At 43.4% G+C, this 24,173-nt stretch carries 20 protein-coding genes; 17 read left to right on the forward strand and 3 right to left on the reverse strand.

All coding sequences use genetic code 11. From position 1 onward, the window contains the following. Positions 1–238: 238 nt before the first annotated feature. The 3 genes from K245_RS26220 to K245_RS0102180 form a co-directional block, all read right to left on the reverse strand. Entirely contained in the window at positions 239–5,821 is a 5,583-nt protein-coding gene (locus tag K245_RS26220; protein ID WP_051283793.1) for a PAS domain S-box protein, read from the reverse strand. 152 nt (positions 5,822–5,973) lie between these two features. Further along, positions 5,974–6,936: a diguanylate cyclase gene (locus K245_RS0102175; RefSeq protein WP_027357984.1), complete on the reverse strand. Its 963-nt coding sequence runs from the start codon at positions 6,934–6,936 to the stop codon at positions 5,974–5,976. Between the two features lie 418 nt (positions 6,937–7,354). Continuing rightward, the gene (locus K245_RS0102180) at positions 7,355–7,717 is read right to left on the reverse strand and encodes a DVU0772 family protein (RefSeq protein WP_027357985.1); all 363 of its coding nucleotides are present in this window, start codon (positions 7,715–7,717) and stop codon (positions 7,355–7,357) included. A gap of 472 nt (positions 7,718–8,189) precedes the next feature. Between K245_RS0102180 and K245_RS0102185 the strand changes: the two genes are divergently transcribed. The 17 genes from K245_RS0102185 to K245_RS0102270 all read left to right on the forward strand — a co-directional run bounded on the left by K245_RS0102185 (position 8,190) and on the right by K245_RS0102270 (position 24,025). Then, a complete protein-coding gene (locus tag K245_RS0102185) occupies positions 8,190–8,390 on the forward strand; it encodes a hypothetical protein (RefSeq protein ID WP_027357986.1) in 201 nt (66 codons plus the stop codon). Positions 8,391–8,444: 54 nt separating this feature from the next. Beyond that, positions 8,445–9,020, forward strand: a complete 576-nt coding sequence (gene rbr / locus K245_RS0102190) for a rubrerythrin (RefSeq protein WP_027357987.1) — start codon at positions 8,445–8,447, stop codon at positions 9,018–9,020. Between the two features lie 44 nt (positions 9,021–9,064). Further along, entirely contained in the window at positions 9,065–9,439 is a 375-nt protein-coding gene (locus K245_RS0102195; RefSeq protein WP_027357988.1) for a desulfoferrodoxin, read from the forward strand. Positions 9,440–9,442: 3 nt separating this feature from the next. After that, on the forward strand, positions 9,443–9,967 hold the full coding sequence (locus K245_RS0102200; RefSeq protein ID WP_027357989.1) for a ferritin: 525 nt from the start codon (positions 9,443–9,445) through the stop codon (positions 9,965–9,967). 249 nt (positions 9,968–10,216) lie between these two features. Beyond that, positions 10,217–10,375: a rubredoxin-like domain-containing protein gene (locus tag K245_RS27985; protein ID WP_198013807.1), complete on the forward strand. Its 159-nt coding sequence runs from the start codon at positions 10,217–10,219 to the stop codon at positions 10,373–10,375. Positions 10,376–10,666: 291 nt separating this feature from the next. Beyond that, complete coding sequence (locus K245_RS0102210; protein WP_027357990.1) at positions 10,667–11,992, forward strand: cytochrome ubiquinol oxidase subunit I; 1,326 nt, start codon at positions 10,667–10,669, stop codon at positions 11,990–11,992. Between the two features lie 36 nt (positions 11,993–12,028). Then, positions 12,029–13,057: a cytochrome d ubiquinol oxidase subunit II gene (cydB, locus tag K245_RS0102215; RefSeq protein WP_027357991.1), complete on the forward strand. Its 1,029-nt coding sequence runs from the start codon at positions 12,029–12,031 to the stop codon at positions 13,055–13,057. Continuing rightward, positions 13,041–13,412 carry a cytochrome c3 family protein gene (locus K245_RS26225; RefSeq protein WP_051283794.1) on the forward strand — a complete coding sequence of 124 codons (372 nt, stop codon included), beginning with the start codon at positions 13,041–13,043 and terminating at the stop codon, positions 13,410–13,412. Before cydB ends, K245_RS26225 begins: the two co-directional genes overlap by 17 nt. A 197-nt stretch (positions 13,413–13,609) precedes the next feature. Beyond that, entirely contained in the window at positions 13,610–14,566 is a 957-nt protein-coding gene (locus tag K245_RS26230) for an NAD(P)H-dependent oxidoreductase (protein WP_051283795.1), read from the forward strand. A gap of 21 nt (positions 14,567–14,587) precedes the next feature. Continuing rightward, on the forward strand, positions 14,588–14,746 hold the full coding sequence (rd, locus tag K245_RS27135) for a rubredoxin (protein ID WP_084156095.1): 159 nt from the start codon (positions 14,588–14,590) through the stop codon (positions 14,744–14,746). A 227-nt stretch (positions 14,747–14,973) separates the two neighbouring features. Continuing rightward, entirely contained in the window at positions 14,974–16,161 is a 1,188-nt protein-coding gene (locus K245_RS0102240; protein ID WP_027357993.1) for an FprA family A-type flavoprotein, read from the forward strand. Positions 16,162–16,259: 98 nt separating this feature from the next. Next, complete coding sequence (locus tag K245_RS0102245; RefSeq protein ID WP_051283796.1) at positions 16,260–16,604, forward strand: DsrE family protein; 345 nt, start codon at positions 16,260–16,262, stop codon at positions 16,602–16,604. Between the two features lie 9 nt (positions 16,605–16,613). Then, positions 16,614–17,303: a DVU0298 family protein gene (locus K245_RS0102250; protein ID WP_027357995.1), complete on the forward strand. Its 690-nt coding sequence runs from the start codon at positions 16,614–16,616 to the stop codon at positions 17,301–17,303. A gap of 89 nt (positions 17,304–17,392) precedes the next feature. Next, a complete protein-coding gene (locus K245_RS22720) occupies positions 17,393–18,880 on the forward strand; it encodes a TolC family protein (protein ID WP_051283797.1) in 1,488 nt (495 codons plus the stop codon). Next, positions 18,867–20,015, forward strand: coding sequence for an efflux RND transporter periplasmic adaptor subunit (locus K245_RS0102260; protein WP_027357996.1), 1,149 nt, complete (start codon positions 18,867–18,869; stop codon positions 20,013–20,015). The genes K245_RS22720 and K245_RS0102260 overlap by 14 nt, the downstream gene beginning before the upstream one ends. 112 nt (positions 20,016–20,127) lie before the next feature. Beyond that, the gene (locus tag K245_RS0102265; RefSeq protein WP_027357997.1) at positions 20,128–20,667 is read left to right on the forward strand and encodes an REP-associated tyrosine transposase; all 540 of its coding nucleotides are present in this window, start codon (positions 20,128–20,130) and stop codon (positions 20,665–20,667) included. A gap of 115 nt (positions 20,668–20,782) precedes the next feature. Continuing rightward, positions 20,783–24,025 carry an efflux RND transporter permease subunit gene (locus K245_RS0102270; RefSeq protein WP_035276345.1) on the forward strand — a complete coding sequence of 1,081 codons (3,243 nt, stop codon included), beginning with the start codon at positions 20,783–20,785 and terminating at the stop codon, positions 24,023–24,025. Positions 24,026–24,173: the final 148 nt, after the last annotated feature.

The following is a 24,173-nucleotide window of genomic DNA, read 5'->3' on the forward strand; positions in this document are numbered from 1 at the left end:
TCCGGCATCTTCGTATTTTCAGATAGTTATGGATTCTGGCTCCGCCTTTTTGCGAGATCATCAAAATAGATGGCCTCGCAAAAAGTCCAAAAAAAGCATCGACGTCATGCCGGACTTGATCCGAATCCAGTAATTTCAGCCATTTCTGGATTCCGGCCTTCGCCGGAATGACAGGAATCGGATTTTTTGCGACATTGTCAAAATTGGAATAAATTCTTGATGGTGCGAAATAGGATGTCTATGTTTTCAAAATACCGGACAGAACATTCTCTGCTTTTTTGAAATCAAGCATGTCAATATGCTTTTTAAGTTCAGAAAGCTCCGGTGATTCTGGCATTACAAGACACAATTTTTTAAGAACATCCTCTGCCCTCAGGTCACAGGCAAGAAGCATGCATTTAAGCTCAGCTAATAATGCTTCGGTTTTTTCCTTTGATAAAGCTGCCATTCCTTTGTGTTCAAAAGATTTCTTATTTTCTGACTCAAGTATTTCGGCAGCTCCAAAAGTTTTTTTCATCTGGATTTCAAGTTCGTCGATAAGAGATGGGATCATGTCTGTATTATTGTTTCTGATGGCCATTTCTATTTTTACAGATGCAGAAAACATGGCTTCGGCTCCAAGATTTCCTGCCAGCCCCTTCAATGTGTGCGCTAATGTCTCTGCTTTTTCAATCTGGCCTGAGTTCAGGGCCTTTGCCATATCACTGACTGTTGAGAGATTCTGATTTTTGAAACTTATTACAAGATCCCTGAAAAGTTTTCTGTTACCACCTATTCTTTTTAGCCCTGCTGATACATTGAATCCAGGAAGATTATCCGGCAGGCATGACTCGTCTGTCATATACTCGCAGACAGCTGTTTCTTTAATGGAAGCAGCCGATGTAGGCTTTAGCCATTTAATGAGGGTCCTGTAGAGATCTTCGACATCTATGGGCTTGGCAATATGATCATTCATGTCTGCCCTCAGGCATTTTTCCCGTTCATCCAGCATGGCGTGGGCAGTCATGGCAATTATCGGCAGATCATCCGCAGACCAGTCTGCCCTGATTTTTGCGGTTGCTTCATAGCCGTCCATAACTGGCATCTGGATATCCATGAGCACTGCGCTGAAATTCTTCCCGTCTTTCCTGATTGCTTCCACAGCTTTTTTGCCATTATCCGCTATGAGCACTTCCATTCCCGCATTTACAAGGATCTCCCTTGCGACCTGCTGATTGATGGGATGATCTTCAACAAGAAGAATCCTGGCTCCTTTCAGCGTCTGTATGCTTTTTGTTCCGGGTGATTCGGAATCACTGTAATGATTCAACCTTGGCTGCACATTGCCGACAGCTTCCCAGATGCTTCTGTATAGAATATGCGGCATTACAGGTTTTGAGAGGAACGTCCTGATTCCTATATCTGAGGCTCTTTGCCTTATTTTTTCACCACCGAATGCTGAGGTTATGATTATTACAGGTACAAAAGGATGAAAATTTGAATTCTTGATTTTTTGCGCGGTTTCAAGCCCATCCATTTCCGGCATCCTCCAGTCAATGAGGGCAAGTTGGTAAGGATCAGAATCTGAGCCTTGTGACTGGTTAAGCTCTCTTAGAACCGCCTTGCCTGAAGAAACGGCAGTCACCCTGAGCGATAGTCTCTTCAGCATTTCACTCAGCACTTCAAGCGACACCGGGTTATCATCGGCCACAATTATTTTCATTCCTGCCAGATCCGAAGTTACGCTGAAAATATCCGCAATATCTTTTGAGCTTTTTTCAAATACTCCTGTAAATGAGAAGGTGCTTCCTTTCCCAGGTTCACTTTCAGCAGTTATGGTGCCTTCCATCATTTCCACAAGGCGTTTGCAGATGCTAAGCCCTAGGCCTGTTCCTCCATAACGCCTGGTTGTTGAAGTGTCTGACTGGGTGAATGGCTGAAACAGTTTGCCAAGCAGATCAGGGCTAAGGCCGACACCGCTGTCCTTGATAGAAAAACGGAGCATGATCTTTTCGTCTTCGATATCTTCTGGCTCAACCGAAACAGAAAGAATGATCAGTCCCTTTTCTGTGAATTTTACGGCGTTTCCTATTAGGTTCACAAGGATCTGTTCCAGCCTCATTGAATCACCTACAAGGCTGTCCGGCACATCAGGATTTATTGAATAAAGAATTTCAAGGCCCTTCTGATCGGAACGAACCGTAATCAGGCTGGAAATTCTGTTAAGAGTTTCATTGAGGGAAAAATCAGCCTTTTCTATTTCAAGCTTGCCAGCCTCTATTTTTGAAAAATCCAGAATATCATTAAGAATTCCAAGGAGGGATTTGGCCGAAGAATTGATTTTGTTAAGATAATCCCATTGCTTTGGAGAAAGCTCTGTCTGCATTATGAGATGTCCGAGGCCGAGGATGGCGTTCATCGGGGTGCGGATTTCATGGCTCATATTTGCGAGGAAAGCGCTTTTTGCTCTTGTGGCCGCCTCTGCCGCCTCTTTTGCCTCAAAAAGTTCTTTTTCCGATCTTATGCGTTCGGCGACTTTCCAGGTTGAATCCATCAAAAGTGTAAGCTGGAGTATATCCGACTGGTTATAATCTGTTTCACGGTTTGCTACTCCAACCACACCAATAATCTCATCATTATTGAAAACTGGTATGGTCAGATATCTTAAAAGATGGGCGTGTCCTTCAGGGTAACCTTTTTTTAAGGGATGAAAGGCATTGTAATCATTGATGAGGATAGGCCTTCTCTGCCTTACCGCTTCTCCCCATATCCCCGTATTTTCAAGGGTATAACAAACTTTTGGGGAAACTATGGCGCATTCCTTCATTACTGTTTTTGAATAGCTGTCGAGGGAGAATTCCTGCTTTTCACTGTCGTAGTGATATATGTAGCCAATTTTGCTGCCGGTAAGGCTTATTGCCTCTTCAAGTGCGAAATCGAGAAGTTCTTTTACGTCCTTTGTCCGGAACTGTGAAACCTTTATAAGACTCTGGAGTCTTTTCTGATCTTGCAGCAGTCTTTCTTCGGCCTCTTTAATGGCAGTAATATCATAGTTGATTCCAGTCATTCTAAGGGCCTGCCCTGTCTCATCCCTTTGAACACGGCCAAAGGCTCTTAAATGGCGGATTTGTCCGTTTGGCCAGATAACCCTGAATTCCGTATTAAACTCTTTTTTATTCTCAAGGGCCTGCCGGATTTCTTCGTCTCCGCGCAGTTTATCTTCAGGGTGAATACCTTTAAGCCATGATTCATAGGCACCTCTAAAATCAAATTTATCAATGCCGTAAAGCCTGAACATCCTTTCATCCCAGAACAACTGGTTGTTTATGACATCCCAGTCCCAAACTCCGATATCAGCGGATTTTACCGCTATCTCGAATCTCTCGTTCAGAAGCTGGAGTTTCTCTTCGGCCTGTTTGCGCTGGCTTATATCCCTTGCAATGCTTGACGCTCCAGTTATTTCATCGTTTTTGTCTTTGATTGGGGATACTGATACTGAAACAGATACTAAGTGGCCGTCCTTGTGCTTGCGACTGGTCTCGAGGTGCTCAACCGAGCCTCCGAAGCTTATTGTTTCAAGGATTCCTGATTCCTCGTCTTCATAACCTTCGGGGATGAGAATCATCATGGATTTGCCGATTATTTCATTTTCAGAATAACCAAATATTTTTTCAGCTCCGCGGTTCCAGCTGGCTATGATTCCGTCAATTGATTTCCCAATTATGGCGTCTTCGGATGATTCGACAATGGATGCAAGAAGCTTGTTTTTTTCTTCTGCTTTCCTGGATAATGTAATGTCTTCAAAGGTTCCGAGTACGCCGAAGGCCTTTCCGTCTATGTCATAGAGAGGAATCTTGCTGATCCTTGCCCAGTGAGTTTCTTCATCGTTATGCCTAAAAGACAGCTCATAATTAATCCTTGGAATTCCCGTGCCCATGATCTTCATGTCTTCGGCCCTGAATTTTTCTGCGTCTTCCTTCCATGAGAAATCATAATCGGTTTTGCCAATGACTGCTTCAGGCGTATCGAGCCCGGTATCTTCTGCAAAAAGTCTGTTGCAGCCTGCATAGCGCAGCCCCTTGTCCTTCCAGAAAACCCTTTGGGGGATATTGTCCAGAATCATTCTCAGCACTTGGCGGGAGTGGTGGAGTTCCTCCTCATATTGCTTGCGCTCCGTAATATCCCTTACAACGCCGATACATCTTGTCTTGTCACCAAGACAGATCATTTTTGCGTTAATTTCCACAGGGATTTTAACCCCATCTTTAGTGACATGAACGGATTCAAATATTGCTGATCCATGCTCATGGATCTGGCTTAATCTTGATAATAACTGGCTGCCAAATTCCTCATCATCTATGTCTCCAGGCCCCATGGTCAAAAGCTCCGACTCTGTGTATCCGAGCTTTTCTACTGCCTTGTTGTTGACAGAAACAAATCTGCCATTTTCATCCAAAATGAAAATGGAGTCGTTTGCATTTTCAAAAAGTGTCCTGTAACGCTCTTCGCTGATTATAAGGTTTTCCTCCAGTCTGCGGCGTTCGGTCATGTCCGTGACTATGCACAAAAGTCTGTCTGTATTTTCCAGTTTTAAAAGTTTGCCTATTATCACTCCTTTAAGTGGTGTTCCGTCCTTTCTGATCATATCAATATCATGCCCACCGCTTTCTCCTTTTTCCTTTATCTGCCTTGCAAACATTCTGCGCTGTTCAAGGTCATTCCATATGCCAAGCTCAAGATAGGTCTTTCCTGAAGTTTCTTCATGGCTGAATCCGAAAGTGCGGTGGAATACTTCGTTTGTTTCAAGTATAAGGCCAGTTGCTGGGTCAGTGACAATCATGATGTTGGGGCTTGAAAGGAAAAGTTTGGAGAATTTTTCTTCAGATACCCTTAGTTCAGCTTCAATATGCCTGCGCTCATCTATTTCAGAAACTAAATCCTGGTTGAGCTGATCGAAATGTTTGTGGTTTTCAAGAAGCTTTTCTTCATGCTTTCTGCGTAATTCTAAATGTCTGAGTATGATAAAAAAACTTGTGGACAGAGACATTGCTGTTATGAAGGACAGGAAATAAAACAAGAGAGAATGTGACGCAGAATGCCATCCTTTTTTTGTAGATAGGGAAATGGTCCATTTGGCGTTGGGCACTTCAAAGGAAAAATCCACCGGGGATTTAAAATCCTCCGATGTTCCGTTCGTCGCAAAAATATGCTTTTGTCCGGTATCAGGATGGATGCCGGATAATTCATATATGTATCCGTCTTTTTCAAGCTGCTGGATATCGACTCTCTTCAGAAAATCCTGAACATTGATGATTGCGATGGCGAAGCCCCAGAATTTTTTGTTCTCAACACCTTCAGGGATAAAGACCGGCAATCTTCCAACCATCGCGAGTCCCCCCTGCACAAGCTCAAATGGCCCGGCAAAGGTCAGCTTGCCCGTCTTTATCGCCAGAAGAGATTCCTCCCGGCGCTTGGGGGCATTCAGCAGATCGTGGCCAATGGCTTTTTCGTTTCCTGCCAGGGGATACATCTTTGAAATAACTCCACCGGGTGCAAGCCCTATGCTGCTTATGACCACATTTGCCTTTATAAGGCTTTCAGCTATCTCGTCGAATTCTTCCAGAAAATTTTTGTCATGCTTGAGAAATAACTCGAGTGTAGCTGTGACGGAAAGGGCAGAGGAGAGTTCCCTCTCTATGGAATAAGCTTTGTTTGCAGCGAGCGACATTGCTGCATGGCGATGCTCTATGGAATGGTAATTATCATGGATGCTTGTGAAATAAATGCTAAAGCCCATAATTATAAAGAAAACAGCAATGGGAAGAAGAAGTTTGATTTTCATTTTGCACCTTATATTGATGGTCTCGCAAAAACAGAAAAAAGGTCTTCAGCGTCGTGCCTGGCTTCATCCGGCATCATTGTATTTCCAGACAATTAAGGATTCCGGCCTAAGCCGTAATGACTGAAATTGTACTTTTTGCGCGACAATCAACCTTATTCCATGGAAGCTGCTGTGACTCTGTTTCTTCCGTTTTCCTTGGACTTGTAAAGGGCTGAGTCGGCCTTGCTGGTGAACCATTTTGGCGACATCTTTTCGTTTGTCACCATAGCGCTTGCCACTCCTATGCTGATTGTCACGCAGTCGGCAATATCAGAGCAGGCATGGGGCAGATTTTCGGAAATTGTTTCGAGTCTGAACTTTTCAGCGAGTCTTAACGCGCCTTCCGGGGATGTGTCCGGCAATATGATTACAAATTCTTCTCCTCCGTACCTGGCAGTAAGGTCGCTTGATCTTTGGAAAATTCTTTTAATAATCTCACTTATGTGACGGAGGCAGTCATCGCCTGCAAGGTGTCCGTAGTGGTCATTATAGCGTTTGAAGTAATCGATATCGCAGAGTATTATGGAAAGACATTCGCCGCTTCTGTGCGCTCTTCTTACTTCAGCATCCATCACTTCATCGAAGTGTCTGCGGTTTGCAAGTCCGGTTAATCCATCGTGCTTGGCAAGAATATCAAGTTCCCGGTTTTTCTGGGCAAGAACCTCGCTGAGCATTTTAAGGGCATCGCTGTAACTTTTCAGCTTAAGATGGTTTCTGATTCTGTTTTTTACAATAGGCGGGCTGAATGGCTTTGTAATATAGTCGATTGCTCCGGCTTCAAGGCCTTTGGCTTCCTCTTCAACGCTGACCATGGCTGTGACAAAAATTACAGGGATCCATACGGTCGCTTCATCTGATTTAAGAATCGAGCAGACTTCGTATCCGTCCATTTCAGGCATGAGAATATCCAGAAGAATAATATCAGGCAGTTCTCTTTTAGCGATCTCCAGCCCCTGTTCTCCCCTTGTGGCGAAGAAAATCCTGTAATCATTGCGGAGTATTTCATTCAGAATTCTTATATTGTCAGGCGTGTCATCAATTATGAGAATCTTCTGCATTGATATGTTTTCTGACATAGAGATCATAATCTCCAAAGGGTTTTAGGAAAGCCTATATTTTAGGAGAGCTATCAATGGGGTGCTTCAGTTTGATTTGGAAAATGCAATTGTAAAGGATTATTTAAAAAAATGCATGCGATTTTCTTTGCTTCAAACCTGAGCCTGTGAATCCTCGGGAAAATAATAATAGGATGATAAATATCTGTAGCATGGCATGTCCATTGTTTTCAAATACTTCTGGATTCCGGCGTGGCTATTCAGTCATTCCGGCTAAGGCATGAACCCAGAAGTGCCTGAAAATATAAAAATGACGGATCAAGTCTGTCATGAAGCTTAAACAATTGTCTGACTTTTTGCGAGATTACAAAAGATAATCTTTAAATAAAAAAAGCATTCAGCCCATTTTGTTCCAATGCAGCTGAATGCCTTATTATTTTTAGTTTAGCATCAGCAGGGATTGAAGCCACTTTTTTACTTCGCCTTCAACAGGGTATACACCTCTGTTTCCCGCAACAGAATCAACGAATGATCTCTGTAATTCCTTTGGCAATTCAATTTTTGCAAGCTCAACCGCTTCTTCTGAGTTTCTTTTGATAAAGTAAACACATGGCTCCGCATCCCAGTAGTATACCGTAAAATAATAAGATACATCATTTTTACCATGCACGAAATTATTGTTTCCCTTGATCCAGCTTCCGCCCCACTCAAGGTAGAGAGACACAGCATGTGCCGGTGTCATTTCCCAGTCTATAGAATTCTTAAGATGTAAGTCATTGCCTATTTCTTCAAGTGTCATCATTCTGATTCTCCTTGTCTTGTTTATTGTTTTATAACTATTTAAATTCATCTGTATTTTGTTTTGCAATCGTCGTGCCATCAAATGAGGCGCTGGCAGGAGGCTCTAAGTTCTTTATTTTGAAGGGGGTTTTCTTTTTCTTGAAGCAATTGAATGTTTTGTGATACGTTTTTGTCTCATGGATTTGATTCATGTGTAGCAGACAAAAGCTGTTTATAATTTAAATCATTTTTGTCAGTTAAATCAGGATGTTTTTTGTTTATAACTGATCTTTTCACTGTCCTTATGGGTCAAGCTGTCCCGTCCCCCGAAGATCGGGACACTATTGAGCAGGCTCTTTTTTTCATTATTATATAGAAATAACAGCATATTAATGGTTTGTTTTCTCTTTGGCACGTAAATTGAATTAACTGCATCAAGATTTTGCGTAATTTGAATGTGATGCTGATATTCAATATAAAGGCAGGGGGTCAAGGTGAAGACCTGCAATCAAAACATAGAAAAAACAATAGATTTGGCAAAGATTATGCTTGAACTAGCCCAGTCAGGAGACGAGTACAGAGAAGACTCAGGATGCGGCATTTTGTTCGGGGTTTTGCGTGACTCGGCCTACAAGATAATAAAGCTGGCCGAAGCTGAAAAAAAAGCCCATGAAGTCAAAGGCTTCTGGCCATAAAATTTTTTAAGAATAAATGAATAGCAAATATTAAACTCTAATAAGGGGGACACATTGAAGTCTATAATAGGAACCAGAACCGAAAAAAATCTTCTTGCAGCGTTCGCAGGTGAATCACAAGCCAGAAACCGTTACACTTATTTTGCAGGTCAGGCCAAAAAAGATGGATATGTTCAGATAGCGGACATTTTTGAAGAAACAGCTCATCAGGAAAAAGAGCATGCAAAGCGTTTTTTCAGTTTTCTTGAAGGCGGTATGGTGGAAATAACCGCTTCATATCCTGCCGGAATTGTAAAGTCTACCCTCGACAATCTTGTTGCAGCGGCAGAAGGCGAGCACGAGGAGTATACAATCATATATCCTGATTTTGCCAAGATTGCTCGTGAAGAAGGCTTTGAAGCGGTTGCAATGATTTTTGACATGGTTTCGGTGGCTGAAAAACAGCATGAAAAAAGATATCGTGACCTTGCCGCAAATATAGAAGCAGGCAGGGTATTCAAGAGAAGCGAAAAAGTAACATGGAGATGCAGAAACTGCGGATACCTTCACGAAGCGCTCGAAGCTCCGAAAATGTGTCCTGCATGTGCTCATCCCCAGGCTCATTTTGAAATTATTGCTGAAAACTGGTAAAATTATAAATATTTTAATAACTTCTGATAATTAAGGATAAAATAATGCCGTCAAGACTCGAAATATACAAATGCGAAGCATGTGAAAATATGGTTGAAGTAATCCGCGCTGGAAAAGGCCCTCTTGCATGCTGTGGAAAGCCTATGGTTCTTATGACAGAAAACACCGTTGATGCTGCAAAGGAAAAACATATTCCTGTTGTTGAAAAAGTGGCAGGCGGTTTTAAAGTTAAGGTTGGAAGTGTTGCTCATCCGATGGAAGACAAACATTATATTGAGTGGATTCAGATTGTGGATGGCGATATGACATGCAGAAAATTCCTCAAGCCTGGCGAAGTTCCTGAAGCAGAGTTCAAATCAGACGCCGCATCTGTCGTCGCCAGAGAATTCTGTAACCTTCATGGCGTCTGGAAAGGCTAACCAATGATAAGTGCAAAAATGGAAAAGGCTCTGAATGATCAGATAAATGCAGAAGCATTCTCAGCCTATCTTTATATGTCGATGTCGGCTTATTTCAAGTCGTGTAATCTTCCGGGATTTGCTCACTGGATGGATATTCAGGCCCAGGAAGAATATATTCATTCTCGTAAATTCTATGATTATATCATCCAGAGGGGCGGCAAGGTAAAACTTGCAAAAATAGACGCTCCGGAAACTGAGTGGGCTTCACCCCTTGCAATATTTGAGGCAGCCCTCAAACATGAGCAGTATATTACATCAAGAATAAACAGCCTTGTTGATCTTTCAATCAAGGAAAAAGATCACGCCGCAGGTATTTTCCTTCACTGGTTCGTTACAGAACAGGTTGAAGAGGAAGAAAACGCCGGCGGAATAATTGAGCAGCTCAAGCTGATCGCAGATTCCAAGTCTGGCATTTTCATGCTGGACAGGGAGCTTGGACAGCGCCTGCCTCCTGCAGCCGGAGCCCAGGCAGCAGCAGGAGCATAATGTAATACTTGAAAAGGTCGCAAAAAGTCCGGTTCACGTCATTTCTGCTCAGGCCGGAATAAAGAAGTAGCTGAAAACACTGGCTACCTGATCAAGTCCGGCATGACGCAGACACCTTTTTGATTTTTTGCGAGGCCATCAAGACTTGCATGGCAAGGTAATTGATAACAGACAAACATCCGGATTGAGCGGGTATCCCGTTTGATTCGGATGTTTTTTAAAAAAAGCACACAACTTGAGGAGGTATTTATGGCCACAGTATGGAAATGCCAGAAATGCGGTTACCGTGTAGAAGCAGAAACACCACCCGAGCAGTGTCCTGGTTGCAAGGAAAAATGTGAGTTTGTGGATGTAACCTGTTATACACCTGATTGTGCTGGTCCCAAAGTAGATGATCGTTTGAAATAAATGCGGGTAAAGTTTTTATAAAAGCTGCGTTCAGTATTCAGATTGTTTTAAAGACACAGGGTTCCTCTAAAAATTTGAATTTTTAATTTGTTAATTCAAGGGAATCATCAGCGTCGCACTAAGAAGCGTAGTTCATGAGGTATAAGTGAGGCTTCGAGTACGACGCTGCCTGATTAAGCTTTGGCAAAAAAGGCAATTTTTAGAGGTGGCCTGCATAAGCTTTTCAGTCGGCGAGGGAAATATTGAACGCAGCCGCAACAGTATTTTATTATGTTAAAGGAGGCTTTTTCCATGGATGTGCTGCTGCTGTCCAGGCTGCAATTTGCCGTCGCCACGATGTTTCATTTTCTTTTTGTTCCGCTCACCTTGGGCCTTTCATTCCTTATTGCAATAATGGAAACAAAGTATGCAAAAACCGGAGATGAAACATATCTTCGGATGACCAAATTCTGGGGCAAACTTTTTTTAATAAATTTTGCGGTCGGAGTTGTTACAGGCATAAGTCTTGAGTTTCAGTTCGGAACCAACTGGTCCAAGTATTCGGTCTATGTGGGTGATATTTTTGGTTCTCTTCTTGCGATTGAAGCAACTGTCGCCTTTTTTCTTGAATCCACATTCATTGGTATCTGGATTTTCGGCTGGAAAAAGCTTTCGGCAAAAGCCCATGCCTTTGTCATGTGGCTTGTGGCAATAGGAGGAAGCATTTCTGCCGTGTGGATCCTTATAGCAAACGCATGGATGCAGCATCCTGTGGGTTTTACAATAAGAAACGGCAGGGCAGAGCTGACCGATTTATGGGCAATCATAACCCAGGAATTTGCAGCTCTTGAAATTCTTCATACCCTGTCAAGTGCCTATATATTGGGCGCATTCTTTGTAATGGGCATCAGCGCTTACCATCTTCTTAAAAAACAGCATGTTGATGTTTTTACCCGGTCATTTAACATAGCTCTTGTTTTTGGGCTTGTTGCATCAATCTTTCTTGTAATAGAAGGCGATATTCATGCAATAGACGTTGCAAAAAAACAGCCTGCAAAGCTCGCTGCAATGGAATCTCATTGGGAAACCAAGGCTATGGCCCCTGTTTATCTTTTTGCCTGGCCAGATGAAGAAAATGAAAAAAACAAGATTGAAATCGGCGCTATTCCGGGTGTTCTCAGTTTTCTTGCCTACCACGATGTGAATGCTGTTGTTAAAGGGCTTAAGGATTTTCCAAAAGAAGAAAGACCTCCTGTTGCAATAACAGCCCTCGCATTCAAGGTTATGGTGGGATTAGGTTTTTATTTTCCACTTATAACAATCATAGCGTGGTTCAGGCGCAAAAAAATTATGGAAAGCCCGTGGCTTCTCAGAATACTCCTTTTTTCAATACCTCTTCCATACCTTGCAATTGAAGCCGGATGGGTTGTGGCAGAAGTAGGCCGCCAGCCCTGGATCGTTTATGGCCTCATGAAAACCTCTCAGGCAGCTTCTGTTTTACCATCCGAACATGTCCTAATAACCTTGATCGGTTTTTTGGTGGTTTATGGTCTGCTCGGTTTCGCAGGTTTTTACATGATGGCAATCAATGCAATAAAAGGCCCTGCTCCTGCGGTTGCAGAGATTGAGCATGCTTAACGAAAAACAAGAATATGGATGGAAGGAGAGCCTGAAATGATAATGCAGTCGATTTGGTTTTTTCTCTGGGGCCTTTTATGGGCGCTTTTTTTCATGACAAGCGGTTTTGACCTTGGAATAGGGATTCTTTATCCTTTTTTAGGGAAAACCGACACTGACAAAAAAATGATGATCAATTCCCTCGGCCCTTTATGGGACGGGAACGAAGTGTGGCTGATAACCGCCGGAGGCGTCACCTTCGCAGCCTTTCCTCTGGTTTATGCCACAATGTTCTCAACGCTTTATGTTCCTCTGATGCTTATTCTTTTTACCCTTATAATAAGGGGCGTTTCTTTCGAATTCAGAGGTCTTTCCGAAAAGAAGGCATGGACGTTCATCTGGGATTCCTGCATATTTGTGGGAAGTCTTGCTCCTGCTCTTCTTTTTGGAGTTGCTTTTGCCAATATTTTTTCAGGAATTCCTTTTGACGCAAACGGAGTATTTCAGGGCAATCTTTTCACTCTGCTTACGCCTTACGGAATACTCGGCGGCATTGTTTTTGTTCTTCTGTTTGCTATGCACGGCAGCCTCTGGCTTTGCATCAGAACCGAAAACGACCTTCAGGCAAGGTCGATCAAGGCTGTTTCAGTGCTTTGGCCAGTGATTGTGGCTGGCGTGGCAGGTTTTGTCGCTTACAGCAAATTTGCTACCAATCTTTTTGAAAATTATTCAAAATACCCGGCCCTATACCTGATAATTGTTCTTGCTGTTGCAGGACTTGTCGTGGCAAGAATTCTGGCGGCAAAGAAAATGTATTTCAGGGCGTGGGGCGCATCCTGCGTGGCAATTGTTTTCACGACATTTTTCGGGATAGCCGGTCTTTTCCCGAATCTTTTTCCATCCAGCATAGATAAGAATCTTTCACTTACGGCTTTCAATTCTTCGTCAAGTCCTCTGACCTTAAGAATAATGCTCATAGTCGTGCTTATTTTTATACCCATGGTACTCGCTTATCAGGGTTGGGCTTACAAGCTTTTCAGCCATAAGATAAAGGAAGAAGATCTGCATCATGAAGAAGCATATTAATGAAAAAATACTTGGAACAGGATTCTGGCTTGTTGTTTTTGTTATAATTCTTGCAGTTATGACGGGATTGGCTCTTGGCGAAAGCGGAAAAGGCCCGGATAACCCTGCTGTGATAAAATCTTCAAAGGGGAATATTTCATTTTCCCATGAGGAGCATGTTAAGATTGATGGCGGGTGCGGAGCCTGTCATAAGATGTTCCCGCCTAAAGGCGGTCAGATTGAAGCTTTAAAGGCATCTGGCAAAATAAAGGAAAAAGGCGTGATGAATATGTGCCGGGACTGCCACGGAAAGCTGATGGCAGCAGGCAAAGACACCGGGCCTACCGCAGATTGTCTTGGATGTCATAAGAAATGATAAAAAAGGCTCCAGGTTTTTATAATGCCTGGAGCCTTTAAATAATCAGGCCGATCGCTTTTTTGAAAAAAAGTTACGCAAAAAAAATTTTTGATTTTTATGAGTGCGTAACAAACCAAAGATACGGAATCTGATCTAAATAGAAACGGGCCTTTTTCGTGTTTTTCGTTTGTTCCGTGTTTCATCAAGGAGAATATATGCTTGTTTTAGGAATTCAGGGAAGTCCGAGAAAAAAAGGCAACACAGCACATCTTCTTTCGATTTTCATGAAAGCAGCTGCAGAAATGGGTGCCGAGACCATTACAATCAATCCTTATGATTACAAGATTTCTCCATGCCTTGAATATACGGCCTGCGAGAAAACAGGCACCTGTCCCATAAAAGATGATGTCGAAACCCTGATTTATCCGCTTATGCGCAGGGCGACAATTATTGTGACAGGCTCACCAGCATTTTTTTATTCGGCTCCTTCCCAGTTGAAGGCCCTGATTGACAGAACCCAGCCTTTGTGGTCAAGGAAATACAGGCTTAATCTTGATGATCCAATAAGGCCATTCAGAAAAGGTTTTTTTCTTGGCCTTGGTGCCACAAAAGGCAAAAGGCTTTTTGAAGGCTTTGATCTCATGATGAGGTATTTTTATGACGCTGCCGGAGCATCCTATGAGGGAATGCTTGGTTATAGGGAAATAGAAAAACCTGGTGATATGGCAAAGCACCCGACAGCTGAAAATGATGTCAGGACAGAGGCAGAGCGGCTAATAAGGCAATATATGACAAGGCTGAGGCTCGTTTTTTTATGCAGGGATAATTCTTTTTTAGGGCCTGCCGCAGCTGCCTTTACCATGAAAGAAGCTGGCTGCGTTTACGATGCAGAGTCTTTCGGAATAAATCCTTCTGAAAAAGTTCATTCTGGCCTTGTTCCGCTTATGGCTGAAAAAGGGATTGATCTTGGGTTTGTAAATCCAGCGGGAATAGAGAAGTTTCATGGGGATATAAATTCTGCCATGAAAATTTTCATCGGAAGTAATGAATCAGAAGCTGATGGCTTTAAATATGATGTTTTTTGGAAAACGCCTGATTATAAGGATCAGGACGTTAATCTTGATGCAATACTTGACTTAATATCTGAGAAGGTTTCAGGTTTAAACAAATAACTGATTTTGGAGGTAGTTTTTATGGATAAATATGTTTGTACTGTATGCGGCTATGTTTATGATCCGGCAGAAGGCGATTCAGAAGGAGGTATTCCTGCTGGAACCGCTTTTGCTGATATTCCTGAAGACTGGACATGCCCGGTCTGCGGAGCTTCCAAGGATGATTTCGAAAAAAAATAAAAGATAAAAACATGGATAAGGTCGGATTAATAGCAAAGGACATTTTAATCCGACCTACGAATCCGCAATTACAATATAGCAAAAAAGTCCGATTTTCGTCATTCCCGCTAAGGCAGGAATCCAGAAGTATCTGAAAAAGCTGGATGCCGGATCAAGCAAGGCATGACGCTGATGCCTTTTTTGATTTTATGCGAGACAATCAATAATAAATTTAGTCAGAGGACAAAATGAGACCTGTAGAAATAGCGCCAGGGATATATAATGTAGGCGTAAGAGACTGGAACATAAGGGATTTTCACGGCTATTCCACGTATCTTGGAACAACATACAATGCATTCCTTATAATCGATGAAAAAATCACCCTCATTGACACCGTAAAGTCTGATTTTACGGACGAAATGATGGCCAATATCTCAAGGGTTATAGATCCTAAAAAGATCGACGTCATAATCAGCAATCATACTGAAATGGATCATTCTGGCGGGTTGCCACATCTCATGAGCGTTATCGGGCCTGACAAGCCTATTTTATGCTCCAAAATGGGGGCTAAAAATCTTGCTGCCCATTTCGGAAATGATCTGAAATATCAGCCTGTTGCAGATGGTGAAGCCATCAATATCGGAAAGCGTAATCTCAAGTTCATTGAAACAAGGATGCTTCACTGGCCGGACAGCATGTTCACATATGCAGTTGAGGACAAGATTCTTTTTTCCAGCGACGCATTCGGCCAGCACTATGCGGGCTCAGAGACATTTGATGATGAAGTGGGCGAACTCATCATGCCCCATGCCAAAAAATATTACGCAAATATTCTGACCCTTTTTTCCGACCTGATCCAGAAGCTTCTTAAATCGGTTGCTGAAAGCGGGCTTGAGATCAAGACAATATGCCCTGATCATGGAATAATCTGGAGAAAAGATCCGGGTGCGATCATTTCGGCATACAATGATTGGAGTCTTCAGAAGACCGACCAGAAGGCCCTTGTTCTCTATGACAGTATGTGGCATTCGACCGAAATAATGGCGGATGAGATCGTGTCAGGCCTTCTTGCCACAGGCGTAAAAGCAATACCAATGCAGGCGAGAAAATGGCACAGAAGCGACGTAATGACCGAGATGCTCGACGCCAAGGCCCTTATAGTCGGCTCTCCGACGCTCAACAACAATATTTTCCCTGCCTTGATGGACGTCATGACCTACATCAAGGGACTGAAGCCATCAAACAGAATTGCGGCATCATTCGGTTCCTATGGCTGGAGCGGAGAAGCAGCAAACCTGCTTGCTACAGAACTTGAAAATATGAAGTTCAAGGTTGTGGAACCAGCACTGAGAGTAAAGTATATACCTGATACAGCTTCAAGGGATCTTTGTTTCGAATTCGGCAAGAAAATGGGCGAGCATATCAAAGCCTCATGATTTGAATACGGCCCTCCCACGAGGGCCGTTAATTTTTCTGCCACGCCTCTTGTAACCCCACATATCGAAACGTCTCTTTCCAAGAAAGGAAGTGAATAATGAAAAAAGCATTTTTTGCATTCAAGGGCGATCCTGTCTGTTTTATCCATGTTCTTTTAAATGCCCTGGACATGAATGAAAAAGGAGTGGACGTCAAAATAGTAATGGAAGGAGCAGCAACGGCCCTTATTCCTGACCTTGCGTTGCCCGGCAATCCCTTAAATTCCATGTGGGAAAAAGTAAAGGAGATAGGGCTTGTCGCAGGAGTTTGCAAGGCATGCGCTATTAAGATGAATGCTCTTGATTCGGCAAAAAACCAGAACCTTTCCATACTTGACGACATGAAGGGGCATCCTTCAATGGCCGCATTTTTTAATAACGGCTATGACATTATAACTTTCTGACAGGAATATATGGAAAAGAAGAATTACAGCTCATCAAAACTTAAGGCCCATGTCAGGGAAATGCTTCTTTCCGAACAGTTTACTTATGGCTGCTGTTTTGAAAGCTATTCTCCAAGACTTGTGCTTGCAGTGCTTTTTTCCATGTATTTTGACAGCAATCAGCTTCTTAGATGGAGAGCAATCACTGCGACCGGAAGTATTGTGTCCAAAATGGCTGACGAAAACATGGAGTCTGCAAGAATAGTAATGAGGCGCCTCATGTGGACACTTAATGATGAGTCCGGCGGAATAGGCTGGGGATCTCCCGAGGCAATGGGCGAAATAATGTCCAGGCATAGGAAGCTTGCGGATGAATATAACCGTATCCTTATTTCATACTTGATGGAAGATGGAAATTATCTTGAGCTTGAAATGCTCCAGCGCGGAGCTTTATGGGCACTGGCGAGGCTTGCGGGTGAACGCCCTGATTTATGTATAAAGGCGAAAGGACTTATCAAACCATATTTTTCATCTGATGATAAGGAAATAAAGGGTATTGCGGCAATGATCTCAGGAATTCTTAAAGAAGAAGAGGTTCTTGGAGAACTTGAAGCATTGACATCTGATGAGACCATGATAGAGTTTTACGAAAATTGTGAGATCAAAAAATTAAAACTATCCAATATAGCGGCAGACTCAATCATAGCCATCATTAAATAAGACCCCGGATTTTTAGAAGTAATTGCGCGTGAAGTCTATCTTGCCAAACGATTGGGGGTCATCATAAGCAATTGGGAGATAAGGTGATTATGAAACCAGGAGCTCTCGTAGCAAAATGCTTTATCCTGACAGCAGCTTTTTTTCTTTCCTCTGGATTTACAGGTTTTAAGACCTACACCTACGATGAAATTATTAAGGAGCATCCTGACGCTTTATGCGACGCTTCAGGAAATATTCTGAAAGATGGGCCCGGCCCCGGAACCTGTATCCTCAGCGGAAGCGCAGGCATTGGCGATGCCATAAAAATTGCCCTTAAAAACAATCCTGAAATGCTGATGGCTTCGGCCAGGATTGACAGGGCCGACGCAATGAGAACAGAGGCCGAGTCAGCATTATGGCCAAAGGCTGGAGTTTATGGCGAATATTCCCAGGGCGATGCTCCGTCCGGATATCTTTTCAAGACAATAGACCAGAGAAAGCTTCCGCCTGGCACAAATTTCAATGATCCTGGCTGGTATGACAATTATGAATTCGGTGCAAGCGCAGGTGTAAATTTGTATCGCGGTGGTCAGGATATGACACGAGTCAGAATGGCCGGAATCGAAAAAAAGATTTCTGAAAAGGATCGTCTTGCTGCTGGAAACAGGGTCATCTCTTCGGTTATAAATGCCTATTTTGATTTATTTTCTGCGAGGGAATTTGAAAGAATAGCAAAGCAGTCATCTGATACAGTCAGGGAGCAGCTGAGAATTATGGAGGTCAGATTCGCCTCGGGCGGTGCTCTTAAGTCTGATATTCTTTCCCTTAAAGTTCGGGTTGCAGAGGCTGACGAGGAAATTGTCAAAAGCCGCAACAGGGTTATGATGGCCGAAGCTGCTCTTAAAAGGGCAATGGGAATGCCGCTTGAAACAAAAATAGAGTTCAAGGAAGCGTCTCTTCCCGCGACTGATAAGCCTGAGAGCTATGAAAAAGCCCTTGAAACAGCTGTGGCAAAAAGGCCGGAGCTTGAATCCGTAAGGCAGAAGGTGGTTCAGGCAAGAATGTCCCAGGATGTTGCAAAAGGGATGTGGATGCCCAAAGTCGATCTGAATGGAAGACTTTATGCGGATTATCCAGATACAAAGTTTGACACAGAAGACGCAAACTGGATGGTTGCAGCCCTCGTCTCATGGGATCTTTTCACAGGAAATTACAGAAAAGCCGAGGCTGACAAGGCAAGAGCCAATCTTTATGAATCGCTTGCAGCAAGCAGACAGGCTTTAATGGATATCCAGCTTGACGTCAAAAACGCTTATCTGAAAACTTCGGAATCAGAAGAAAGATTTAAGGTCGCTGAAAGCGGGGTGTCAATGGCAGAAGAATCGTTAAAGCTCGTAAAACAGCAGTATGACGGCGGTTCTGTGCCGATTACGAGGTATCTTGAAACAGAATTAGCAAGAAACGGTTCTTTAATACGAAAAGCCTCTGCCCATTATGACAGGGAAAAGTCAAGGGCTGATATGGCCAGGGCGACAGGCGTCCTTATTAACCTTTTCAATGAAGATGCTGGAGAAGGTAGAGAAAATGAAAAAAAATAATAATTACGGAAAGAATTTTGCTTTGTCCTTGGCCTTTGCTGCTCTGGTCGCTTTTTCAGGAGGATGTTCCGGAGATATCAAGCCAGGAACAGTTGAGTCCAAGGGCAACGAGGATCTTAAATTCACAAACACTGCAAAAGCCGAGAAAACAGAAGTAACTGACTGGTATGAAGCTGTGGGAACAGTCAGGCCAAGAACTGAATCAAGGATAGAAGCCTTGGTTACAGCCAATGTAAAAAGTGTAGAGGTTTCGGCGGGCGCAAAGGTAAAAAAAGACCAGGTACTTGCAGAAATTGATGACAGGCAGCTTGTAGCAAAACTGGATCAGGCCAAGCAGGCCCTTGCTGGAGCAAGATCTGCGGAAAAAGGAGCGACCCAGGCTGTGGCTTCTGCCCAGGCCGCATTCACCCAGGCTGATTCGGAATATAAAAGAGTCCAGAAATATTTTTCGTCCCAGGCAGCAACCGCCAGAGAGCTTGAAGAGGCAAAATCAAGATATCTACAGGCAGAAGCAGGACTCCAGCAGGCAAAGGAGGCTCTTTCAGGAGCAAGATCAGGAATAAGGCAGGTTGAGGAAGTCGTCAAAGAAGCCGAGATCGGCCTAGGATATACAAAGATAAAAGCTCCTGCAGACGGAGAGATTCTGAACAGGATGGTCGAGCCAGGAGACCTCGCTTCTCCAGGAAAGCCTCTTTTCATGATGAAGACCAGCGGACTCATGAGGCTTGAGGCCTTTGTCCGCGAGGGACTCATAAACAGCGTGAAACCAGGACAGCTCCTTAAAGTGTCAATGCCTAATCTCAAAAACGAAATAGACGCCACCCTTGAAGAAATAGTTCCCTACGCAGATCCCAAAAGCAGATCATTTCTTGTGAAGGCATCGATATCTAAGGATGAAGGTATTTATCCCGGAATGTTCGGAAAGCTACTTATTCCCCTTGAAAAGCATGAAGCCGTGGTTTTGCCAGCGGAGTCGATTCAGAAAATAGGCCAGCTTGAACTCGTTATGGTTCAAAAAGAAAAGGGCTGGGAGCGGAGATACGTGAAAACCGGTTCCTTTTCTGATGGAAAGACAGAGATTTTATCTGGGCTTACCGGGGATGAGATCATTGGGTATAATGCCGTAAAAAAATAAAAAACCTGGGGGCTTTTTTTTAAAGCCCCACGCCCCTATGAGCTACGAATTGTAAATGTAGGGTGCTCAAGCCGCAAGGCTTGCGCACCAATGTATTTCATGGAGAGCAAGTATGTCAGAATACAGGCGTGTAAAAATTCCAGAAGCTACCTATTTTTTTACGGTGACGACATACCTTCGTAGAAATATTTTCGGGAATGAGGATAACGTTCGCATTCTTGGAGAAACAGCAAGATCAGTAAGAAAAAAGCATCCTTTTCACGTGGATGCCTGGGTCGTTCTGCCTGACCATATGCACTGCATTTGGACAATGCCTGAAAATGACAGCGATTTCTCCATCAGGTGGCGGCTTATCAAGGCGGGATTTTCAAAGAAAGCCAATCATCTGCATGCCCCGGCGCTTGCAGATCCTTCACGTATAAAGCGAAGAGAGCTGACCATTTGGCACAGGAGATTCTGGGAGCATATGATCAGGGACGAAAGTGATTATGAAAATCATATGAATTATGTCCATTTTAACCCTGTAAAACACAATTTTGTGAAAAAAGCGTCGGAATGGAAATGGTCGACGTTTCATAGATATGTAAAGCTCGGAGTATATTCAGATGACTGGGAAATCAAAGAAAATCCAGCAGGAGCCTTTTTTGACTGAAAGATGGTGCGCAGGCCTGAGAGCCTGAGCACCCTACGCCTAAACCGGCAACATAACATAAATTCAGGGTAAACCCTTGGCACACATTGCTTTTTGTTATTAACGAGGAAACATCATGGAAGAAAACGCAGAAAAACCCAAAGGCATGATTCTTGGCCTTGTGAATACATTTCTGACAACAAAGCTTTCCCTGTTTTTTGTGGCAATTTCCATTCTTCTAGGGATTGCGGCGGTAACACTTACTCCGCGTGAAGAGGAACCCCAGATCGTTGTTCCCATGGCAGATGTTTACGTCAATGTGCCGGGCGCGTCTCCGGAGGAAATTGAAAAGCTTGTGGCGACTCCGCTTGAAAAGCTTCTGTGGCAGCTTGACGGTGTTGAATATGTCTATTCCATGTCAGGGCATGAGATGGCCGTGGTTACCGTCAGGTTTTATGTCGGCCAGAACAGGGAGGATTCCCTTGTAAAGCTTCATAACAAGATCATGATGAATGTCGACAGGGTTCCTTCGATTGTTAAAGGTTGGGTTGTCAAGCCGGTTGAGATTGATGATGTTCCGATTGTTAATATCACGCTTTATTCTGAAAAATATAATGACCATGAACTTCATAGAATAGGCGAGGAAGCCTTAAGCCGCCTTGCGGAGGTGAAAAATACTTCCGGAACTTCTATTGTCGGAGGAAGAACAAGGGAGGTAAGGGTAGAACTTCAGCCTGAGAGAATGGCAGGGCTTGGGGTTTCTCTTCTTGAGGTTCAAAATGCTCTTAGGGGAACGGACGCATCAGTCAAAGCTGGTGAATACACAAGATTTAATAAGGAGTTTACTGTCTCTGCTAATTCTTTCATTAAAAAAGCATCCGAAGTATCTGACCTTGTCGTGGGAGTCAGTCAGGGGCGGCCGGTTTATCTAAAAGACATTGCATCCATAACTGACGGGCCTGAAGAAGTTTCAAGCTATACAAAAATAGGTTTCTCAAACAGGGAAAGAAACGAGAATGCGGATAAGCCTGAAACTGCATCAGCCGTAACCCTTGCGATATCCAAGAAAAAGGGTACAAATGCCGTGAGCGTTGCCAATGATGTTCTTGTAAAACTCGAAGAACTCAAAAAGACGGTTATCCCGGATGGCGTGAATGTGGAAATTACGAGGAATTACGGATATTCGGCCCAAGGCAAGGTTAATGAGCTGCTTCGGGGGCTTTTGGAAGCCATAATAATCGTCGTTGTTCTGATCATCTTTTCAATGGGCTGGAAGGAATCAGTGGTTGTTGCGCTTTCCATTCCTGTCAGCTTTGCGCTCGCGCTTTTTGTCAATCTTCTTCTTGGCTACACAATAAACAGAGTGACTCTTTTCGCCCTGATTTTGTCCCTTGGGCTTGTTGTTGACGACCCTATAATGAATGTGGACAATATCCAGAGGCATATGCTGTCCGGCAGATTCAAGAACAGCATTGACGCGGCTCTTTTTGCGGTTAAGGAGGTTCTGCGGCCTGTAATAATTTCGACATTCACCATAATAGCCTGCTTTGTTCCGCTTTTTTTCATCACTGGCATGATGGGGCCATATATGGCTCCAATGGCAATAAACGTGCCTATGGCACTGATCTTTTCTCTTATTTCTTCACTTACATTTGTTCCTTGGTTGAGCCACACTCTGATTAAGAAATCGATCAAGCCAGGAGATGCCGGCCATCCCGGCGGACATAATGAAGAATCTGGATCCTGGGCAAAAAGTGTGGGGCCTGTTTACAGAAAAATAGTCGAGCCTTTGTTAGATTCTTCAAAAAAGCGGAACCTGTTTTTCGGTGGTATTTTTCTTCTTTTTGTTTTTTCGGTTCTTCTTGCTGTTTTCAGAATAGTGCCGCTTAAACTTCTTCCATTTGATAACAAGAACGAGTTCATGATCATCCTTGATATGCCTGAAGGATCAGGGCTTGAGAAAACAGCTGCCACAGTGAATGATTTAGAGGCATATCTAAAGACTGTTCCCGAAGTCACAAATTTTGTGTCTTATACTGGCATGGGCGCTCCAATGGATTTTAACGGCATGGTGCGTCATTATTATCTGAGAAAAGGAAGCAACTTAGCGGATATTCAGGTGAATCTTGCTGACAAGCACAGAAGGAAAGAGCAGAGCCATGCCATTGTTTTAAGGCTCAGAACTGATCTTGAGGCCATAGCTCTAAAACACGGAGCCTTGATAAAACTTGTTGAGACTCCTCCTGGCCCACCTGTGCTTTCAACGGTTGTGGCGGAAATTTATGGCCAGCCTGATAATTCCTACTCAGACCTTTTGGCAGGTTCTGAAAAAGTACAGAAGATGCTTGGTTCAATGCCGTATGTATCTGATATTGATTCTTCAGCAGAGGCTGACAGAAAAAAACTCGAAATCAGCGTTGACAGGGAAAAGGCAGCTTTACACGGGGTTTCTGCCCAGGAAATTGTCGGAACACTTCAATCCGCAATTCAGGGAACCATTGCCGCTACTGTGCATGAATCTGATGAAAGGCAGCCGCTTGGCATAAGAATTGTTCTTCCGAGGGACAAGAGGACGGGAGAGGCTTCAATAGCCCAGATTCCTGTTAAAACTGCTTCTGGAGACATGGTTCCCATTGCCGAAATTGTGAACATGAAATGGGTGGATGAATCCCAGCCCATATATCACAAAAATCTTGAAAGAGTTGTGTTCACTTATGCGGAAATGGCAGGCAAATCTCCTGTCGAGGCTATTTTGGCCCTGAAATCCGATCTGAAGAAAAATCCACTTCCTCAAGGCATAAAGGCTGATCTTGCAGGTGAAGGTGAATGGAAGATAACCGTGGATGTTTTCAGGGACATGGGAATTGCCTTTGGCGTTGCCATGATTGCTATTTACCTGCTGCTCGTGATTCAGTCAGGTTCATACTCCATGCCTGTTCTTATCATGACTTCTATTCCCCTGACTCTTCTTGGCATAATGCCGGGATTTGTGATTCTTAATCTTGTTTCCGGCGGAAAGTCGGGAGGTTTTGACAATCCGGTTTTTTTAACTGCCACGAGCATGATCGGTATGATAGCGCTTGGCGGAATTGTAATCAGAAACTCACTTATTCTGATTGAATTCATTGAGGAAAGCCTTAAAGAAGGCCTTTCGCTTAAAGAGGCGCTTTTAAAAAGCGGGGCAATAAGAATCAGACCCATCTTTTTGACAGCGGCGTCAGCAGCTCTTGGCGCTTGGCCGATAACAAAAGATCCGGTTTTTTCTGGCCTTGCATGGGCGTTGATATTCGGTCTGACCGCATCGACTGTCTTCACTTTGATAGTTATACCTGTGGCTTATTATGCTTTCTTTGGCGCTAAAGAAGGTAAGGCCGTCTGATTTTGGGCCGGTCATCAAAAAATGTTTTTGATGACCGGCAAATGGGCCATGAAAAATATTGCCCAACTCATTGCTTTAACACCATGCCTTTTTGTGTTATCAGTAAAGCAAGTTAAAAATCATTTTCTCAGCTTCAATTACAGCTTTC

The organism is Desulforegula conservatrix Mb1Pa (assembly GCF_000426225.1).
Classification (GTDB): domain Bacteria; phylum Desulfobacterota; class Desulfobacteria; order Desulfobacterales; family Desulforegulaceae; genus Desulforegula; species Desulforegula conservatrix.

What these genes read in the sequence shown, in the direction of transcription:
- rd (WP_084156095.1), top strand. Translation starts at nt 14,588, where the DNA reads ATGGATAAATATGTTTGTACTGTATGCGGCTATGTTTATGATCCGGCA.
- K245_RS0102200 (WP_027357989.1), top strand. Translation starts at nt 9,443, where the DNA reads ATGATAAGTGCAAAAATGGAAAAGGCTCTGAATGATCAGATAAATGCA.
- K245_RS27985 (WP_198013807.1), top strand. Translation starts at nt 10,217, where the DNA reads ATGGCCACAGTATGGAAATGCCAGAAATGCGGTTACCGTGTAGAAGCA.
- K245_RS26225 (WP_051283794.1), top strand. Translation starts at nt 13,041, where the DNA reads ATGAAGAAGCATATTAATGAAAAAATACTTGGAACAGGATTCTGGCTT.
- K245_RS0102210 (WP_027357990.1), top strand. Translation starts at nt 10,667, where the DNA reads ATGGATGTGCTGCTGCTGTCCAGGCTGCAATTTGCCGTCGCCACGATG.
- K245_RS0102250 (WP_027357995.1), top strand. Translation starts at nt 16,614, where the DNA reads ATGGAAAAGAAGAATTACAGCTCATCAAAACTTAAGGCCCATGTCAGG.
- K245_RS26220 (WP_051283793.1), bottom strand. Translation starts at nt 5,821, where the DNA reads ATGAAAATCAAACTTCTTCTTCCCATTGCTGTTTTCTTTATAATTATG.
- K245_RS0102195 (WP_027357988.1), top strand. Translation starts at nt 9,065, where the DNA reads ATGCCGTCAAGACTCGAAATATACAAATGCGAAGCATGTGAAAATATG.
- K245_RS0102245 (WP_051283796.1), top strand. Translation starts at nt 16,260, where the DNA reads ATGAAAAAAGCATTTTTTGCATTCAAGGGCGATCCTGTCTGTTTTATC.
- K245_RS0102180 (WP_027357985.1), bottom strand. Translation starts at nt 7,717, where the DNA reads ATGATGACACTTGAAGAAATAGGCAATGACTTACATCTTAAGAATTCT.
- K245_RS26230 (WP_051283795.1), top strand. Translation starts at nt 13,610, where the DNA reads ATGCTTGTTTTAGGAATTCAGGGAAGTCCGAGAAAAAAAGGCAACACA.
- K245_RS0102240 (WP_027357993.1), top strand. Translation starts at nt 14,974, where the DNA reads ATGAGACCTGTAGAAATAGCGCCAGGGATATATAATGTAGGCGTAAGA.
- K245_RS0102270 (WP_035276345.1), top strand. Translation starts at nt 20,783, where the DNA reads ATGGAAGAAAACGCAGAAAAACCCAAAGGCATGATTCTTGGCCTTGTG.
- K245_RS0102260 (WP_027357996.1), top strand. Translation starts at nt 18,867, where the DNA reads ATGAAAAAAAATAATAATTACGGAAAGAATTTTGCTTTGTCCTTGGCC.
- K245_RS22720 (WP_051283797.1), top strand. Translation starts at nt 17,393, where the DNA reads ATGAAACCAGGAGCTCTCGTAGCAAAATGCTTTATCCTGACAGCAGCT.
- cydB (WP_027357991.1), top strand. Translation starts at nt 12,029, where the DNA reads ATGATAATGCAGTCGATTTGGTTTTTTCTCTGGGGCCTTTTATGGGCG.
- K245_RS0102265 (WP_027357997.1), top strand. Translation starts at nt 20,128, where the DNA reads ATGTCAGAATACAGGCGTGTAAAAATTCCAGAAGCTACCTATTTTTTT.
- K245_RS0102175 (WP_027357984.1), bottom strand. Translation starts at nt 6,936, where the DNA reads ATGTCAGAAAACATATCAATGCAGAAGATTCTCATAATTGATGACACG.